This is a genomic window from Streptomyces griseocarneus, assembly GCF_014655595.1.
Classification (GTDB): domain Bacteria; phylum Actinomycetota; class Actinomycetes; order Streptomycetales; family Streptomycetaceae; genus Streptomyces; species Streptomyces griseocarneus.
The window spans coordinates 109,347-125,893 of the sequence record NZ_BNBL01000006.1; the positions used below are offsets into that span (position 1 = coordinate 109,347).

15 protein-coding genes are annotated in these 16,547 nt (G+C 71.5%); 10 read left to right on the forward strand and 5 right to left on the reverse strand.

Annotated features, from left to right (window positions below; all coding sequences use genetic code 11):
- Window positions 1-24: 24 nt before the first annotated feature.
- A complete protein-coding gene (locus IE295_RS17070; RefSeq protein WP_190064515.1) occupies window positions 25-1,305 on the reverse strand; it encodes an MDR family MFS transporter in 1,281 nt (426 codons plus the stop codon).
- A gap of 139 nt (window positions 1,306-1,444) precedes the next feature.
- On the opposite strand from IE295_RS17070, the gene IE295_RS17075 reads away from it, so the two are divergent.
- Window positions 1,445-2,206, forward strand: a complete 762-nt coding sequence (locus IE295_RS17075; RefSeq protein ID WP_099199152.1) for a phosphoglyceromutase — start codon at window positions 1,445-1,447, stop codon at window positions 2,204-2,206.
- Between the two features lie 316 nt (window positions 2,207-2,522).
- On the opposite strand, the gene phoU is transcribed toward IE295_RS17075, so the two are convergent.
- Entirely contained in the window at window positions 2,523-3,218 is a 696-nt protein-coding gene (gene phoU / locus IE295_RS17080; RefSeq protein ID WP_190064516.1) for a phosphate signaling complex protein PhoU, read from the reverse strand.
- Between the two features lie 223 nt (window positions 3,219-3,441).
- Here phoU and phoR point away from each other — a divergent pair, with 223 nt between their 5' ends.
- Both phoR and phoP read left to right on the forward strand, forming a co-directional pair.
- Entirely contained in the window at window positions 3,442-4,731 is a 1,290-nt protein-coding gene (phoR, locus tag IE295_RS17085; RefSeq protein WP_190064517.1) for a two-component system sensor histidine kinase PhoR, read from the forward strand.
- A 100-nt stretch (window positions 4,732-4,831) separates the two neighbouring features.
- Window positions 4,832-5,503 (forward strand): two-component system response regulator PhoP, encoded by a 672-nt coding sequence (phoP, locus tag IE295_RS17090; RefSeq protein WP_466134857.1) that lies wholly within the window; start codon window positions 4,832-4,834, stop codon window positions 5,501-5,503.
- A 71-nt stretch (window positions 5,504-5,574) separates the two neighbouring features.
- Here the strand turns inward: phoP and IE295_RS17095 are convergent, their stop codons facing one another.
- Window positions 5,575-6,273 carry a DUF461 domain-containing protein gene (locus IE295_RS17095; protein ID WP_190064518.1) on the reverse strand — a complete coding sequence of 233 codons (699 nt, stop codon included), beginning with the start codon at window positions 6,271-6,273 and terminating at the stop codon, window positions 5,575-5,577.
- A gap of 640 nt (window positions 6,274-6,913) precedes the next feature.
- On the opposite strand from IE295_RS17095, the gene IE295_RS17100 reads away from it, so the two are divergent.
- From IE295_RS17100 to IE295_RS17115, 4 genes are all read left to right on the forward strand, one after another.
- On the forward strand, window positions 6,914-7,396 hold the full coding sequence (locus IE295_RS17100; protein ID WP_003953493.1) for a CarD family transcriptional regulator: 483 nt from the start codon (window positions 6,914-6,916) through the stop codon (window positions 7,394-7,396).
- A gap of 285 nt (window positions 7,397-7,681) precedes the next feature.
- Window positions 7,682-8,467: a 2-C-methyl-D-erythritol 4-phosphate cytidylyltransferase gene (gene ispD / locus IE295_RS17105; protein ID WP_190064519.1), complete on the forward strand. Its 786-nt coding sequence runs from the start codon at window positions 7,682-7,684 to the stop codon at window positions 8,465-8,467.
- Window positions 8,457-8,957: a 2-C-methyl-D-erythritol 2,4-cyclodiphosphate synthase gene (ispF, locus tag IE295_RS17110; RefSeq protein ID WP_190064520.1), complete on the forward strand. Its 501-nt coding sequence runs from the start codon at window positions 8,457-8,459 to the stop codon at window positions 8,955-8,957. The genes ispD and ispF overlap by 11 nt, the downstream gene beginning before the upstream one ends.
- A 54-nt stretch (window positions 8,958-9,011) precedes the next feature.
- A complete protein-coding gene (locus tag IE295_RS17115) occupies window positions 9,012-9,419 on the forward strand; it encodes a PPOX class F420-dependent oxidoreductase (protein WP_190064521.1) in 408 nt (135 codons plus the stop codon).
- 64 nt (window positions 9,420-9,483) lie between these two features.
- On the opposite strand, the gene IE295_RS17120 is transcribed toward IE295_RS17115, so the two are convergent.
- Complete coding sequence (locus IE295_RS17120; protein WP_190064804.1) at window positions 9,484-10,722, reverse strand: acyltransferase family protein; 1,239 nt, start codon at window positions 10,720-10,722, stop codon at window positions 9,484-9,486.
- A gap of 134 nt (window positions 10,723-10,856) precedes the next feature.
- Entirely contained in the window at window positions 10,857-12,008 is a 1,152-nt protein-coding gene (locus IE295_RS17125) for an acyltransferase family protein (protein ID WP_224323083.1), read from the reverse strand.
- Window positions 12,009-12,254: 246 nt separating this feature from the next.
- Between IE295_RS17125 and cysS the strand changes: the two genes are divergently transcribed.
- The 3 genes from cysS (at window position 12,255) to IE295_RS17140 (ending at window position 16,502) form a co-directional block, all read left to right on the forward strand.
- Complete coding sequence (gene cysS / locus IE295_RS17130; RefSeq protein ID WP_190064522.1) at window positions 12,255-13,646, forward strand: cysteine--tRNA ligase; 1,392 nt, start codon at window positions 12,255-12,257, stop codon at window positions 13,644-13,646.
- A gap of 74 nt (window positions 13,647-13,720) precedes the next feature.
- Entirely contained in the window at window positions 13,721-14,674 is a 954-nt protein-coding gene (gene rlmB, locus IE295_RS17135; RefSeq protein WP_190064523.1) for a 23S rRNA (guanosine(2251)-2'-O)-methyltransferase RlmB, read from the forward strand.
- 205 nt (window positions 14,675-14,879) lie between these two features.
- Complete coding sequence (locus IE295_RS17140; protein WP_190064524.1) at window positions 14,880-16,502, forward strand: DoxX family protein; 1,623 nt, start codon at window positions 14,880-14,882, stop codon at window positions 16,500-16,502.
- Window positions 16,503-16,547 lie beyond the last annotated feature (45 nt).

The following is a 16,547-nucleotide window of genomic DNA, read 5'->3' on the forward strand; positions in this document are numbered from 1 at the left end:
GCCCTCCTCGTACGGCGTGGCGGCTCAGACCGCCGCCGGCTCCGCCTCCCCCGCGGCGGCCGGGCTCGCGGTGGTGTCGCCCGCAGCGGCGTCGGCCGGCGGAAGGTCGCGCATCAGCAGCCAGTACCCGGCGGCGGCTACGGTGCCGACGGCGGCGCACGTCGCCCACAGGGTGTCCGCCCCGTACTGATCGATCAGCCAGCCGCCCACCAGCGGGGCGACGAGCGCGGCCGCCGGCCACGACAGCGTGAACATGCCCTGGTAGCGCCCGCGGCCCTGGGCCGGGGAGAGCCGCACGACGAGGCCCATCTGGGTGGGGGAGTTGATGATCTCGGCCAGCGTCCAGACGACGATGGTCAGCGCGTAGACGCCGACCGATCCGGCGAAGGCGGTGAGCCCGAAGCCGTACCCCGCGAGCAGCGCGGAGACCATCAGCAGCGTGCGCGGGTCGCGGTGTTCGATGAAGCGGGTCACGGGGATCTGCAGGGCCACGATCAGCACGCCGTTGACCGCGATGACGGTGCCGTAGTCGCCGGGGGAGAAGCCGTCGGCGCCCATGGCCACCGGCAGGGCGACCGAGTGCTGCATGAAGATGAAGGCCATCAGGAACGACAGGAACACCACGCCCATGTAGCGCCGGTCGCGCAGCACCGTCATCAGGCTGATGGGCTCCTCGTCCGCCGCGGCGCCGTCCTTGACGGCCGTCGGCTCCGGCCGGGACTCGGGCAGCTTCCAGAAGACCAGGAGGGCGCAGGCGAGGGTCATCGCGGCCTCGCCGAGGAAGCCGATCAGGTAGCTGTGCTCGGCGACGAGGCCGGCGGCGAGCGAGGAGATGGAGAAGCCGATGTTGATGGCCCAGTAGTTCAGGGCGAAGGCCCGTACCCGGTCCTTGGGGGCGACGATGTCGGCCATCATCGCCTGCACGGGCGGGCGCGAGGCGGCGCTGGCCATGCCCACCAGGAAGGCGACGGCCGCGATGGCCACCGGGTGTTCCATGAAGCCCAGCAGCGCCACGGAGACGCCCATGGAGAGCTGGGATATCAGCAGCGTGGGCCGCCGCCCCAGCCGGTCGGCCATCACGCCGGCGCCGAGGGAGGAGATCACCCCGCCCAGGCCGTGGAGGGCCGCGACGAGGCCGGCGTAGACGGCCGAGTAGCCGCGGTCGAGGGTGAGGTAGAGGGCCAGGAAGGTGGCGACGAACGCGCCCATCCGGTTGATCAGCGTGGAGGTCCACAGCCACCAGAACTCGCGGGGCAGCCCCGCGACGCTCCTTCTCACGGCCTGTCTGACGCTTGCTACGGACATTCCGCGGGCCCCCCGGGCGTAAGTGGCTCTCTAACTCTCCGCAACTTACTCACGTGGGCGTGTGCACGCCAATGAATTGACGATTGCCGTCAAACGTCCCGGGCGCGGGCGCCTCGGCGCGTCGATTACGCTCAAGGGCATGGCCGACGCACCGTACAAGCTGATCCTCCTCCGCCACGGCGAGAGCGAATGGAACGCGAAGAACCTGTTCACCGGCTGGGTGGACGTCAACCTCAACGAGAAGGGCGAGAAGGAGGCAGTCCGGGGCGGTGAGCTGCTCAAGGACGCCGGCCTGCTCCCGGACGTGGTCCACACCTCCCTGCAGAAGCGCGCGATCCGCACCGCGCAGCTCGCCCTGGAGGCCGCCGACCGCCACTGGATCCCGGTCCACCGCTCCTGGCGCCTGAACGAGCGCCACTACGGCGCCCTGCAGGGCAAGGACAAGGCCCAGACCCTGGCCGAGTTCGGCGAGGAGCAGTTCATGCTCTGGCGCCGCTCGTACGACACCCCGCCGCCGGCGCTCGAGGACGGCACCGAGTTCTCGCAGAGCGACGACCCGCGCTACGCCTCGATCCCGAGCGAGCTGCGCCCGCGCACCGAGTGCCTCAAGGACGTCGTCGTCCGCATGCTGCCGTACTGGTACGACGGCATCGTCCCGGACCTCCTCGCCGGCCGCACGGTCCTGGTCGCCGCCCACGGCAACAGCCTGCGCGCCCTGGTCAAGCACCTCGACGGCATCTCCGACGCCGACATCGCGGGCCTGAACATCCCCACCGGCATCCCGCTCGCCTACGAGCTCGACGCCGACTTCCGCCCGGTCGTCCCCGGCGGCACGTACCTCGACCCGGAGGCCGCCAAGGCCGCCATCGAGGCCGTGAAGAACCAGGGCAAGAAGAAGTAGCCGCACTCACGTGCGCAGAAAGTCGGCCCCCGTCCGGTAGCTAACCGGACGGGGGCCGACCTCGTACGTGTGAGTGACATGCCGGACGCGTCAGCTGCAGCTTCCGCCGCACTGGCAGGAGCCGCCGTTCTGGCAGCCGCACGAGCACCCGGGACCACACTGACAGCCGCTCATTCGGTTACCTCCTAGAAGGGTGTCTGCCTGTCCACCAGTCAAGGACCGCACGCTCCGACCGTCAATGCCCTTCGCGTACGCATGTACGGGCGCGCCGGGGGCGCGTTGGAGCATTCCGCCCGGGCGACGGGGGCGCGTGCCGCTACGCGGGCTCCGCCTGGCCCGCCCCGGGGCGGCCGGCGTCCTGGGTGAGCTCGTCCGCGTGTTCGCCGGTGACCAGGTAGACCACGCGCTTGGCGACCGAGACCGCGTGGTCGGCGAAGCGCTCGTAGTAGCGGCCCAGCAGCGTGACGTCGACGGCCGTCTCGATGCCGTGCTGCCAGCGGTCGTCCATCAGGTGCTGGAACAGGGCCCGGTGCAGCAGGTCCATCGCGTCGTCGTCCTGCTCCAGCTGCAGCGCGAGGTCGACGTCCTTGGTGATGATCACCTCGGCCGCCTTGGCCATCAGCCGCTGCGCCAGCTGTCCCATCTCCAGGATCGTGGCGTGCAGGTCGCGCGGCACCGCCGTCGCGGGGAAGCGCAGCCGGGCCAGCTTGGCCACGTGCTGGGCGAGGTCGCCCGAGCGCTCCAGGTCCGCGCTCATGCGCAGCGAGGTGACGACGATCCGCAGGTCGGTGGCCACCGGCTGCTGGCGGGCCAGGAGCGCGATCGCCCGCGCCTCGAGGTCCCGCTGCAGGTCGTCGACCTTGGTGTCCGCCGCGATCACGGACTCCGCCAGCTTGAGGTCCGCGTCCAGGATCGCCGTGGTGGCGCGCCCGATCGCGGAGCCGACGAGCCGGGCCATCTCGACCAGGCCTTCGCCGATCGAATCCAGCTCCTCGTGGTACGCGTCCCGCATTGCCTGACCTTCTCTCGCCTCGAGTACTACCGGTACTGCCGTGGAGAGGACCGCGTTCGTCCGGCAGCCTTCCCCGTAGTCTCCACGTTCCGGCCGGAACCCGACGCCCGAAGACCGCAGGAGTGAACCGGCGCCGACCTCAAGGTGAACTCTCGGCAACGTGTGTTCGAGGCGGTACCCATTTGGCTGTGGCCGGGGCCCGCCACCCGCATAACCTGGAGACATGAACCTGGACGCGGCACTCGCCGCAGCGGCGGCGATCGCCGGAGTGTGCACCGGCGTGATCGCCATGCTGGCGTTCCGCTGGAGCGAGCGTGACCAGGCCCGCCCCACCCGCAGCTCCCTGCACACCGACGCCGTCCTGCCGCCCGGCGTGGACACCGTGCTGTCGGTCCTGCGCTCCTCGGCCGTCGTCCTCGACGAGGCCGACGCCGTCGTCAAGGCCAGCTCGGCCGCGTACGCCCTGGGCCTGGTGCGCGGCGGCAAGCTCGCGGTCGAGCCGATGCTGCAGATGGCCCGCGACACCCGCCGTGACGGGGAGATACGCCAGGTCGAGCTCGACCTGCCGCGGCGCGGCACCGGCCGCGGCGACGCGCTCGCGGTGTCGGCCAGAGTCGCCCCGCTGGGCTCGCGGCTGGTCCTGCTGCTGGTGGAGGACCTCACCGAGGCCCGCCGCATCGAGGCCGTCCGCCGCGACTTCGTCGCCAACGTCAGCCACGAGCTCAAGACGCCGGTCGGCGCCCTGTCCCTGCTCTCCGAGGCCGTCATGGACGCCTCGGACGACCCCGAGGCGGTCACCCGCTTCGCCGGCCGCATGCAGGTCGAGGCCACCCGGCTGACCAACCTCGTCCAGGAGCTCATCGACCTCTCCCGGGTGCAGAACGACGACCCGCTGGAGGACGCCGAGCCCGTGCGCGTCGACGAACTCGTCGCCGAGGCCATCGACCGCTGCCGCCACCAGGCCAGCACCAAGCAGATCACCATGGCCTCCGGCGGCACCGCCGACCTGCACGTCTGGGGCAACCGCGGCCAGCTCGCCGCCGCCCTGGGCAACCTCGTGGAGAACGCCGTCAACTACAGCCCCGCCCGGACGCGCGTCGGCATCGCGGCCCGCCACGTCTCCGCGCCCGGCGGCGACCTCATCGAGCTCGCCGTCACCGACCAGGGCATCGGCATCTCCGAGAAGGACCGCGAACGCGTCTTCGAACGCTTCTACCGCGTCGACCCCGCCCGCTCGCGCGCCACCGGCGGTACGGGCCTGGGCCTGTCGATCGTCAAGCACGTGGTCGCCTCGCACGGCGGCGAGGTCAGCGTCTGGAGCGCCGAGGGCCAGGGCTCGACCTTCACGCTGCGCCTGCCGGAGGCGGGCGCGGGCCGCGACCGCGAACGGGACCGCGAGCGGTACGGCCGCGACCGCGGCCGCCCGCTGATCGGGCCGGACGACCGCGAGGACGACGAGACCTTCCCCGACGAACCCCTGCCCGCCCGTCCCACCCGGCAGGTCATTCCGTGACCGGCGCCGGCCCGGCCGGAACCGCGGCGCCCTGCTCCACCTCGCCGTGCCACACGCTGTTCAACCCTGAGACCCGACCGGAGGTCGACCCGTGACCCGAGTGCTCGTCGTCGAGGACGAGGAATCCTTCAGCGACGCGTTGTCCTACATGCTCCGCAAGGAAGGCTTCGAGGTCGCCGTCGCGGCCACCGGGCCGGACGGGCTGGACGAGTTCGAACGCAACGGCGCCGACCTGGTCCTGCTCGACCTGATGCTGCCGGGCCTGCCCGGCACCGAGGTCTGCCGGCAGCTGCGCGGGCGCTCCAACGTGCCCGTGATCATGGTGACCGCCAAGGACAGCGAGATCGACAAGGTCGTCGGCCTGGAGATAGGAGCCGACGACTACGTCACCAAGCCCTTCTCCTCCCGCGAGCTGGTCGCCCGCATCCGCGCGGTGCTGCGCCGCCGCGGCGAGCCGGAGGAGGTCACCCCGGCCGCGCTGGAGGCCGGCCCGGTCCGCATGGACGTCGACCGGCACGTGGTCACCGTCTCCGGCGCCAAGGTCGACCTGCCGCTGAAGGAGTTCGACCTCCTGGAGATGCTGCTGCGCAACGCGGGCCGCGTGCTGACCCGCATGCAGCTGATCGACCGCGTCTGGGGCGCCGACTACGTGGGCGACACCAAGACCCTGGACGTCCACGTCAAGCGCCTGCGCGCCAAGATCGAGCCGGACCCGGGCGCGCCGCGCTACCTGGTGACGGTGCGCGGGCTTGGGTACAAGTTCGAGCCGTAAACCGTCACCGCCGGCCGGTGATGTGCGAAGGGGCCCGGAAGCGTCATGCTTCCGGGCCCCTTCGCGCGTCCTCAGTGGCCCGCGGGCTGCGGCTGGCCGGCCTGGGCCGGGGAGCCGGTCGCGGCCGGGGTGGCGCCGGTCTGGCCGCCGGGCTGCGTGCCCGGGCGCTCCGGCGCACCCGAGGGGTTCGCGGGGTTCGCGGGCGCGGAGGCGCCCGGCTTGGCGTTGCCGCCCGGCTTGGCGGCGGGGGAGGCGGCCTCGGTGGGGCCCCACTCCTTGAAGTAGCTCGTCGCCGGGACGACGTACGCGGAGATCTTCACCTCGCCCGTGGAGCTGAAGTCGAAGGACAGGTTCTGGGACTCGCCGTCCTTGATGCCCTCGCGGCCCTTGGGCAGCACGGCGGACGCGTTGTCCTTGCCGCCCAGGGTGACCGCCCCGCCGGCCGGCACGACGATCTTGCCGGCGCCCTTGGCGCCGGACAGCTTCACGGGCACGTTCTTGCCGGCCAGCGTGATGGAGCGCAGCTCCTGGTCCTTGCGGCCGTTGTTGAACAGCCGGCCCGTGATGACGGCCGGACCCTCGGTCTTCTGGTCCGGCTGGGTGATCACGTTGATGTTCTGGAGCTTGATGTCGCCGACCGAGGTGGCGGCGTTGTCCGGCTTGACCTCCAGCGTCTGCGCGCTGTTGCCCGCCGCGCAGGCGGAGAGCGAGGCGATCGAGAGCACGAGGGCGGAAGCGGCGAGAGCGCCGCGTCGAAGGCTGCTGCTCACGGCGGCGGCATCTCCTTGGACGAGGTGGTACGCGGAGCGTACGAGATCACTGGGGTACGTACGGGATAAGGGTTGCGTCAGCGGGCTTAGGTTACCGAGCCGCCGTCAGGCCGCCGCACCCGACCCGCCCCCATGGTCAACTCGGCTCTCCGAGTGCCCCCGATCACCGGCCGGTCTTCCGGCGAACACCCACCGATCATCCGCCGCTCTTCCGTCGCTCTTCCGTCCATCGCGAACCGTCCCGGAACACCGGAGGCCCGGTACGGCGGATTATCGGAATGAATGCGGCGTGCTCGTGGGGAACGAGTTCCGGAATTGATCAAGTTCGACTTGATCAATTCCGGAATGAGAGCACACGAGTACCGTGCGCCCCGAACGGAGTACCGGAAGCGCGCCGACCGGACCCCGGCAAAACGGGACGTTCGACCGCTCGCGGGGCCTGTCCGACACGTGTAACGTGCGCGTTTCACCCCACCCGAACAACCGCTCCGACCTGCGAATACCTGCTTCCGGAAGCCTCCCGCAGCACGTTCCGGTTACTGTTGTCAAGCCCCGAGATATGCCCTGACCTGCGGAAACGCCATTCAGAACGGCCAGGCCCCGTGTTAGACTGGATAGCCACGGAAGGGGTACCTGTCACATGACGTTCAAGGTTGGCGACACCGTGGTCTATCCCCATCACGGGGCCGCGCTGATCGAGGCCATCGAAACTCGCCAGATCAAAGGCGTGGACAAGACCTACTTGGTGCTGAAGGTCGCCCAGGGTGACCTGACGGTTCGGGTGCCGGCGGACAACGCAGAGTTCGTCGGTGTTCGCGATGTGGTCGGCCAGGACGGGCTTGACCGGGTCTTCGAGGTGCTCCGCGCGCCCTATGCGGAAGAGCCGACGAACTGGTCCCGTCGCTACAAGGCAAATCTCGAGAAGCTCGCGTCCGGTGACGTGATCAAGGTCGCCGAGGTCGTTCGCGACCTGTGGCGGCGCGAGCGTGAGCGCGGTCTCTCCGCAGGTGAGAAGCGCATGCTCGCCAAGGCGCGGCAGATCCTGGTGAGCGAGCTGGCCCTCGCGGAGAACACCAACGAGGACAAGGCCGAGGCCCTGCTCGACGAGGTTCTCGCGTCCTGACGCAACAGGTGCCGGCCGCTTCGCCGAAGTCCTGAAGAACAACTCCGGACACCGGCAGTCGGCCGCGACCGGACGTAAAGAAGTGCCGCGGTGCCCGCGGGATGACGATCGTCATCCGCCGGGCGCTGCGGCATCTCTGGCTCCGGTGGAACGCCGTACTTGGCGTGCCGGGCCCGGGCAGCCGGCCCGACCAGTCGTCACGGAAGGGGCTGGTCGGGGCATCGTGCCCGGCACGCTGAGGCCATACCCAATTCGGCCGAGGAAGCAAACCTGAACGCCAAACCAATGTCTGATCGAGCCACCGCACCGGCCGCCGGAGCCCCTTCGCGCACCGCCGCCGTCATCCCGGCCGCGGGCCGCGGCGTACGGCTCGGCCCGGGCGCCCCCAAGGCCCTGCGGGCCATCGGCGGCACGCCCATGCTGGTCCACGCGGTACGGGCCATGGCCGCCTCCCGTGCGGTCTCCCTCGTGGTCGTCGTGGCCCCGCCGGACGGTGCCGCCGACGTCCGCCACCTCCTCGACGAGTACCCGCTCGCCGACCGTGACAGCACCCGCACCGACGTCGTGGTCGTCCCCGGCGGCGAGACCCGCCAGGCGTCCGTGCGGCTGGGCCTGGCGGCCCTGCCCGACGACGTCACCGCCGTCCTCGTGCACGACGCCGCCCGGCCCCTGGTGCCCGTCGACACCGTCGACGCCGTCGCCGCGGCCGTCCGGGACGGCGCCCCCGCGGTCGTCCCGGCGCTGCCCGTCGCCGACACCGTCAAGCAGGTCGAGCCCCGCACCGGCGACCGCGCCGGCGAGCCGGAGCCCGTCGTGGCCACGCCCGAGCGGGCCGTGCTGCGCGCCGTGCAGACCCCGCAGGGCTTCGACCGGCGCACGCTCGCCGAGGCGCACGAGAAGGTCGCCCTGGAGGGCGAGGGCGCCACGGACGACGCCGGAATGGTCGAGCGGCTCGGCGTCCCCGTCGTCCTCATCCCCGGCCACGAAGAGGCCTTCAAGGTGACCCGGCCGCTGGACCTGGTCCTGGCCGAGGCCGTACTCGCCCGCAGGAGGGCCAACGATGGCTTCTGACCGCCCCGTACTGCCCCTGGTCGGCATCGGCACGGACGTGCACGCCTTCGAGGAGGGCCGCGAGCTGTGGTGCGCGGGCCTGCTGTGGGAGGGCGCGAGCCACGGCCTCGCCGGCCACTCCGACGGCGACGTCGCCGCGCACGCCGCCTGTGACGCGCTGTTCTCCGCGGCCGGCGTCGGCGACCTCGGCGCGCACTTCGGCACCGACCGGCCCGAGTGGTCCGGCGCGGCCGGCGTCACCCTCCTGGCCGAAGCGGCCCGGATCGTGCGGGCGGCCGGTTTCGAGATCGGCAACGTCGCCATCCAGGTGATCGGCGTGCGCCCGAAGATCGGCAAGCGGCGCGAGGAGGCCCAGAAGGCCCTCTCCGCGGCCGTCGGCGCCCCGGTGTCGGTTTCCGGCACCACCACCGACGGCCTGGGCCTCACCGGCCGGGCGGAGGGCCTGGCGGCCGTCGCCACGGCCCTGGTCTTCCCCGCGCCCGGCGCGTAGGCGCAGTACGGTGCGAGGGGGCGCGCCGTGCCGAGCCGAGGGAAAGGACCGACCGTGTCAGCCGAGCTGTCCGAGGACCTGAAGAAGTACGTCGACGACAACCCCGTCTTCGCGACCGTGGCGACGGTCCAGCCCGACGGCAGCCCCCAGCTGTCGGTCACCTGGATCAAGCGCGAGGGGAACGACCTGCTGATCTCGACGACGGTGGGCCGCCGCAAGGAGCAGAACCTCCGCCGCGACCCCCGCGTCACGGTCATGATCAACCCGCCGAACGCGCCCTACACCTACGTCGAGGTGCGCGGCACGGCCGACATCACCTTCGAGGGCGGGAACGAGCTCATCGACGAGCTCTCGCGCAAGTACACGGGCAAGGACTACGCCGACTTCAACCCGGCGTCCGCCCAGGACGCCCGGCGCGTGGTGGTGCGCATCAGCCCGCGCAAGACCGTCGGCTCGCTGTAGGCCGTCCTGCCCGCTCGCCGCGGGCCGGGGCCCCGGGAGCCCCCTCGGCCGGGGGCACCCGGGCTCAGACGCCGTCGGAGGACTTCGCCACCGCGCCCACGCGGTCCGGCTCGGCCGGCTCGTAGCGGCGGGCGTCCTTCAGCAGCGGCAGCGCGGACGCCACGGGCTTGCGGGCCGCACCGGCGGGCTCCGGCGCCACCGAGTGGCGGCGCATCTCCTCCACGCCCTTCTGCAGGGCGCCCCGCAGCCGCTTGCCCAGCGGCCGCTCCACGCAGCGGTGCATCACGTAGGCGGCCCCGAGCATCACCACGATCAGGCCGCCCACCAGCCATCCCGAGGACACCCGCTCCCGCAGCGCGTAGATGATCGTCATGCCGATGTACTGGTGCAGCAGGTACAGCGGGTACGTCAGCGCGCCCGCCGTCGCCAGCCAGCGCCACTGCACGCGGTCGAAGGCGCCCGTCGAGATCAGGGCCATGAGCCCGAAGGCGATGAAGACGATCAGCGTGGCCGGCCAGGTCGGTATGACGCCCTCGGCGTTGTCGTGCACCCGCTTGGGCACGCTGTGCAGGGCCAGCAGCAGGGACATGATCACGATGCCCCACAGCAGCGCGGTGGGTTTGAACCGGTGGATGAGATAGAAGGCGATACCGGCGATGAAGTACGGCGCGAACAGCGGCATCGCCCACATGCTCAGCATCTCGTTGTCGACGGACGGAGCCGTGACGGCCGCGACCGTCCACACGCCGCAGAACAGGACGCACTTGCGGTACGTGACGCCCGTGGCCACGACGACCGCGAAGAGTACGTAGAACTTGAGCTCGGCGAACAGCGTCCAGTAGACGCCGTCGACGTCCCAGACGCCCATTCCCTGCTGCAGCATCGTGAGATTGGTGAGCACCACGTCCCAGTTCTTCACGCTGCGCACCTGCGGCCACAGCGCGACGACACCGGCCGTCAGGAAGATCGCGACCCAATAGGCCGGATAGATCCGGGTGACCCGGGAGACCACGAAGTCGCCGAGCGTGCGTCCCCAGGTGCTCATGCAGATGACGAATCCGCTGATGAGGAAGAAGACCTCCACACCCGTCCAGCCGTACCTGGTGACGATCTCCAGGTCGGGAAAGACCTCCTTGGGGCTGCGGCCCCAGCCACCGCGCAGGGCGGTGTAGTGGAAGGCCACGACCATCAGGGCGGCTACGAGACGAAGCGCGTCCAGTACGTAGAGTCTGGGCCTGGCTGCCGACTTCTGCCGGACGGCTGTCCGGCCGCCATCGAGGTCACCTCGTCTGGCGAAGCGCATGTCGTCCTCTCCCATTGCCCTAGTCGGCTCATCCTACGCGGGGCGTTCGCGCAGGCATGCTGACACAGAAATGCCGTCGGCGGGCCGTGACGGTTCTCTCTTCCGCTACGACTTTCTTTTGAATTTCCTCCATCTCACCCATTCCGGATCTCCCTCACGGCCTGCCGCATACCGTCTTTGATCCTCCGCGACAGCGGCCGCTCGACACAGCGGTGAACCAGCCAGGCGGCCAGCATCATGGCCGCGACCAGGAGGGGCAGCAGCACCCGGGGCGGCACCCGGCCGTCCGCGCACTTGATCACCACCCAGCCGATGCGTTCGTGGAGCAGATAGAGGGGATAGGTCAGCGTTCCCGCCACCGGCAGCCACCGCCAGTTCGCGCGGGCGGTCCAGCCGAGCGCGATGGCCATCACCGCCAGGAAGAACAACGTCACCAGCACCGCCGTCGGCCACTGCGGCACCTGGTGCCCCATGTGCCCCTCGGCCCTGGCCTGGGCGGCGATCAGGTCGTACTGGGCGATGAACAGACTGCCGCCGACCAGGAGCCAGAGCACCGGGTTGGGGCGGAAGCGGTGCATGAGATAGAAGGCGATGCCCGCGATGAAGTACCAGCAGTCGTCCGGCATCAGGATCTGCCGGAGCGCGGCGTTTCCGGACGCCTCGGCGAGGACGGCGGCGAAGGCCCAGGCCACGCAGAAGCCCACCGCCCGCCGGTAGGTCAGGCCCCGGTGGACGACGAGCGCGAAGAGCAGGTAGAAGCGGAGCTCGACCCAGAGGGTCCAGTAGACCCCGTCGACCGGCGCCACCCCCAGGGGGTCCTGGAGCATCGTCAGGTTGACGGCCACGCTCCGCAGGGCCGGGGCGTCGTTCACCGACGGCCACAGCCGTACGACCAGGGCGACGGTCAGGACCGCGAACCAGTACGCCGGGTACAGCCGCGCCACGCGCGCCAGGGCGAAGTCCCCGGCGCTCTTGCCCCAGCAGCTCATGCAGATCACGAAGCCGCTGATCAGGAAGAACAGCTGCACCCCGAGCCAGCCGTAGGAGGCGGGCAGGTGGGCCGTGGGGAACAGGGTCCGCGCCGGGGCGCTCCACGCCCCGCTGTCGAAGGCGATGTAGTGGTAGGCCACCACCATCAGCGCGGCCAGCAGCCGCAGCCCGTCCAGCGCCGCGAGCCGCCCCTGCCGCCCGCCGCCCCCGCCGTCCCCGCCGTCGACGGAGCGCCCGTCCGCCGGGGCGGGCAGCTGTCCCGGGTACTCCTGCTGTACCGGCAGAGTGGAGTGCAACGCGCCCCTCCTGGGGTTCCGCGGCGTCTCGGCGCAAGGGCTGACGGGCCCTGGCCTGGCTGTGCCGGGGAAGCTACCAGAAGTGATTGTATTTATGGTGCAAAAAGCAAATAAGGAGCAAAACGTGCCGCCCGGGCGGCCGCGTGCTCAGGGGAGAACCCCGGAATGTTTGCCTCCGCCAGGTGGCGAATGGTCAAAGCCGGGCGATTGCGGTGGCACCCCCTTCGGGCCACTACCCTTGTGCCCGTGACTATTCGCCTGTACGACACCAGCGCCCGGCAGATCCGCGACTTCACCCCGCTCCGGCCGGGCTGCGTCTCGATCTACCTGTGCGGTGCCACCGTGCAGGCGGCACCGCACATCGGGCACATCCGCTCCGGTCTGAACTTCGACATCATGCGCCGCTGGTTCGCCTACCGCGGCTACGACGTGACGTTCGTCCGCAACGTCACCGACATCGACGACAAGATCATCGCGAAGGCCGCCGAGCAGGGCCGCCCGTGGTGGTCGATCGGCTACGAGAACGAGTGCGCGTTCAACGCCGCGTACGACGCCCTCGGCTGCCTCCGCCCGACCGTCGAGCCCCGCGCGACCGGTCATGTGCCGGAGATGATCGAGATGATGCGTGGCCTGATCGAGCGCGGCCACGCCTACGCCGCCGACGGCAACGTCTACTTCGACGTGCGCTCCTTCCCCGGCTACCTGAGCCTGTCCAACCAGGAGCTCGACAACCTGCTGCAGCCCTCCGGCGAGGGCGAGACCGGCAAGCGCGACCCCCGCGACTTCGCCATGTGGAAGTCCGCCAAGCCCGGCGAGCCCAGCTGGGAGACCCCCTGGGGCCGCGGCCGCCCGGGCTGGCACCTGGAGTGCTCCGCCATGGCCCACAAGTACCTGGGCGAGGCCTTCGACATCCACGGCGGCGGCATCGACCTGATCTTCCCGCACCACGAGAACGAGATCGCCCAGGCCAAGGCCTTCGGCGACGACTTCGCCTCGTACTGGGCCCACAACGCCTGGGTCACCATGAGCGGCGAGAAGATGTCGAAGTCGCTGGGCAACTCGGTGCTCGTCTCCGAGATGGTCAAGCACTGGCGCCCCATCGTCCTGCGCTACTACCTGGGCACCCCGCACTACCGCTCGATGATCGAGTACAGCGAGGAGGCCCTGCGCGAGGCCGAGTCCGCGTTCGCCCGGATCGAAGGTTTCATCCAGCGGGTCGTGGAGAAGGCGGGACCTGTCGAGCCCGCCGCCGAGGTGCCGCCGGCCTTCGCCGAGGCCATGGACGACGACCTGGGCGTCCCGCAGGCGCTCGCGGTGGTCCACACCACCGTCCGCCAGGGCAACTCCGCCCTGACCGCCGACGACAAGGAAACCGCCGTCGCCCGGCTGGCCGAGGTACGTGCCATGCTGGGCGTGCTGGGCCTGGACCCGTTGGACGAGCGGTGGACCGGCGACGCCGGCCGCGGCGAGGACCTGCACGGCGTCGTGGACTCGCTGGTCAGGCTGGTCCTCGAGCAGCGCGAGGCGGCCCGCGGCCGCAAGGACTACGCCACCGCCGACGCCATCCGCGACCAGCTCCAGCAGTCCGGCCTCGCGATCGAGGACACCCCGTCCGGCCCGCGCTGGTCCCTGTCCTGAGGGACACTTTTCGTACGTACGTTTACTGAGCCGCTGTACGGGCGGCTCTGAGCAGTAAAGAAACAGGTGACCCCATGGCCGGCAACAGCCAGCGCAGGAACCGCCGCACGTCCAACAAGAAGGGCGCGACGGTCGGCAGCGGCGGCCAGCGGCGCCGGGGCCTGGAGGGCAAGGGCCCGACTCCGCCCGCCTCCATGCGCAAGGGACACAAGAAGAACCGTGTCGCCAACGCGCAGGCCAGGAACGCCGCCGCCCGCCGGCCCGCTCCGCGCCGCGGCGGCCCCAAGGGCGTCAACGAGCTCGTCGTCGGCCGCAACTCGGTCGTCGAGGCGCTGCGCGAGGGCGTGCCCGCGAACACGCTCTACGTCCAGCAGTTCCTGGACAACGACGAGCGCGTGCGCGAGGCGCTCCAGCTCGCCACGGAAAAGGGCCTCAACCTCATGGAGGCCCCCCGTCCCGAGCTGGACCGCATGACCAACGGCCTCAACCACCAGGGCCTGGTCCTGTCGGTGCCGCCGTACGACTACGCGCACCCCGAGGACCTCACCGCGGCCGCCCTCGGCGACGGCGAGGACCCGCTGATCGTCGCCCTCGACGGCATCACCGACCCGCGCAACCTCGGCGCCGTCGTCCGTTCCGTGTCCGCCTTCGGCGGCCACGGCGTGGTCGTCCCCGAGCGCCGCGCGGCCGGCATGACCGCCAGCGCCTGGAAGACCTCCGCCGGCACCGCCGCGCGCACGCCCGTCGCCCGCGCCACCAACATGACGCGCATGCTCGAGGCGTACCAGAAGGAAGGCCTGGTGGTCGTCGGCCTCGCCGCGGACGGCGACGTCGAGCTGCACGAGCTCGAGGCCCTCGAGGGCCCGGTCGTCATCGTCGTCGGCAGCGAGGGCAAGGGCCTGTCCCGCCTGGTCGGCGAGACCTGCGACTTCCGGGTGCGCATCCCGATGCCGGGCGGCGCCGAGTCGCTCAACGCCGGCGTCGCCGCCGGTGTCGTGCTCTACGAGGCGGCGCGCCGCCGGGCGTGACGCCCGGGGCGTCGGACGCGTTCCGGCGCGCGCATCGATTCGCACGGCGATGCGCGTAGCAATGCGTGCGGCGATTCGTACAGCGATTCGTTCGATGGCCGGGGTGATCAACCCCGGCCATCGGACGTTCACTTGGTGATCTTGACGGGTCTCGGACACTTCGAACCGGTCAAGGCAGTGTCCTAATCTCCGGTCACTCGGTTAGATGAGTGTGGACACCAGAACACCCCGCACACCTACGGGGGGAAGCTCTTCCGGGTACGACGACCAGCCCGCGCTGAGTACGGTGAAGGTCCCCTCGGACCCGGCGCAGGTCATCGTCAACCACCTGAGCTTCCGGGTGCAGCTCGCCCGGCCCCCGCGCACCTCCCGGCACTACGCCGGCGGAGCGGACACGGCCCAGCTGCCCACGGTCAAGAGCGCGGCCAAGCGCCGCGCCCCTCTGGTGTGGAGCGGGCGGACCGGCCCCGGCGACTCGGCCTCCACCCAACTCCTGCAGGCCGTCAGGGACTCCGGCGGCGCCGGGCCCCTGCACACGGCCGCCGGGGGCGGGGACGCCGGCGCCACCCAGGTCCTGCCGCGCATCGCCGTCGACGACGGCCCGCCGACCACCGTCATCGCCCCCCGCGGCCCCGCCGACGCCGGCGACCACCCCGGCGACCGGCTCCTGCGGGGCGTGCGCCCCGCCCGCGGCGCGTACGACGACGACCCCGACGATCCCGAGTACGACGAATACGACGACCAGGACCTCGAGGAGGACGACGACGAGGCCGCGGGCCGCCGCGGCGACTCCGTCCGCCACGCCTACTACCCCGGCCGCCGGATGAACCTCGGCGTCGTCCTGCTCCCGCTGCGCATCTTCCTCGGCCTGATCTCCATCTACGCCGGCATGGGCAAGCTCTGCGACCCCGTCTACTTCGACGGCGGCAGGCGCGGCTCCATGGTCGCCTGGCTCACCCAGCTCCACCCCTGGTCCGCCGCCTCCCCGCTGCGCGACCTCGCCCTGAGCCACCCCGTCGGCGCCGGGCTCACCGTCGCCTTCCTCCAGGTCGTCGTCGGCATCCTCACCATCTTCGGCCTCTGGCAGCGCCTCGCCGCCTCCATCGGCGCCCTGCTCTCCGCCGTCCTCATCGTCACCGTCAGCTGGCGCAGCGTCCCCGTCTACGAGGCCCCCGACTTCATCTACCTCGCCGCCTGGAGCCCGCTCGTCATCGCCGGCGCCCCCTTCTACAGCGTCGACGGCCGGCTGGCCGGCGAGGCCTGGCGGCGCCTCGGCCCCCGCGCCGAGCTGTGGGCCCTGCGCCGCCGCGTCCTGCGCCGGGGAACGGTCATGGCGACCGTCCTCATCGGGCTCTCCCTCATCACCGGCTCGATGCTCGGCGGGGCCGTCCGCTCCTCCCGGGTCGCCGAGGCGCCCGGGATCCCCACCCCGCCCGCCAACAGCCTCCCCGGCTCCCCGCTCCCGCAGCGGCCCTCCTCGTCCACCCCGCGCGGCTCCCACGGCCCGGCGGTCGCGGGCACCCCGAAGCCCAGCGCCTCCAACCGCAAGGTGCCCGCCCCCGGCGCCACGCCCTCGGCGCCCGCCGGCACGGCCCGTACGCCCGCCGGACCGGCCGGCGGCACGGGACAGTCCAGCAGCGGCACGGGCAGCGTCCGCCCCGCCCCGCAGACCCCCCGCCAGGCGCCCGCGGCCCCGCCGCGCAGCTCCTCGGGCTCGTCGACGGGCAGCTCCACGGGCGGCGGCACCGGCGGCGGCTCGGGCGGCTCGTCCGGCGGTTCCTCGGGCGGCTCCACGGGCGGCGGCGCCCTGGGCGGGCTCCTGGGCTGAGCCGGTCCTCCGGACACGGGACGGGGCGGGTGGCTGCGATCGCAG

Excerpts from the sequence above, each read along its gene's own strand:
- IE295_RS17070 (WP_190064515.1), bottom strand. The coding sequence starts at position 1,305 with ATGTCCGTAGCAAGCGTCAGACAGGCCGTGAGAAGGAGCGTCGCGGGG.
- IE295_RS17075 (WP_099199152.1), top strand. The coding sequence starts at position 1,445 with ATGGCCGACGCACCGTACAAGCTGATCCTCCTCCGCCACGGCGAGAGC.
- phoU (WP_190064516.1), bottom strand. The coding sequence starts at position 3,218 with ATGCGGGACGCGTACCACGAGGAGCTGGATTCGATCGGCGAAGGCCTG.
- phoR (WP_190064517.1), top strand. The coding sequence starts at position 3,442 with ATGAACCTGGACGCGGCACTCGCCGCAGCGGCGGCGATCGCCGGAGTG.
- IE295_RS17100 (WP_003953493.1), top strand. The coding sequence starts at position 6,914 with ATGACGTTCAAGGTTGGCGACACCGTGGTCTATCCCCATCACGGGGCC.
- ispD (WP_190064519.1), top strand. The coding sequence starts at position 7,682 with ATGTCTGATCGAGCCACCGCACCGGCCGCCGGAGCCCCTTCGCGCACC.
- ispF (WP_190064520.1), top strand. The coding sequence starts at position 8,457 with ATGGCTTCTGACCGCCCCGTACTGCCCCTGGTCGGCATCGGCACGGAC.
- IE295_RS17120 (WP_190064804.1), bottom strand. The coding sequence starts at position 10,722 with ATGCGCTTCGCCAGACGAGGTGACCTCGATGGCGGCCGGACAGCCGTC.
- rlmB (WP_190064523.1), top strand. The coding sequence starts at position 13,721 with ATGGCCGGCAACAGCCAGCGCAGGAACCGCCGCACGTCCAACAAGAAG.
- IE295_RS17140 (WP_190064524.1), top strand. The coding sequence starts at position 14,880 with ATGAGTGTGGACACCAGAACACCCCGCACACCTACGGGGGGAAGCTCT.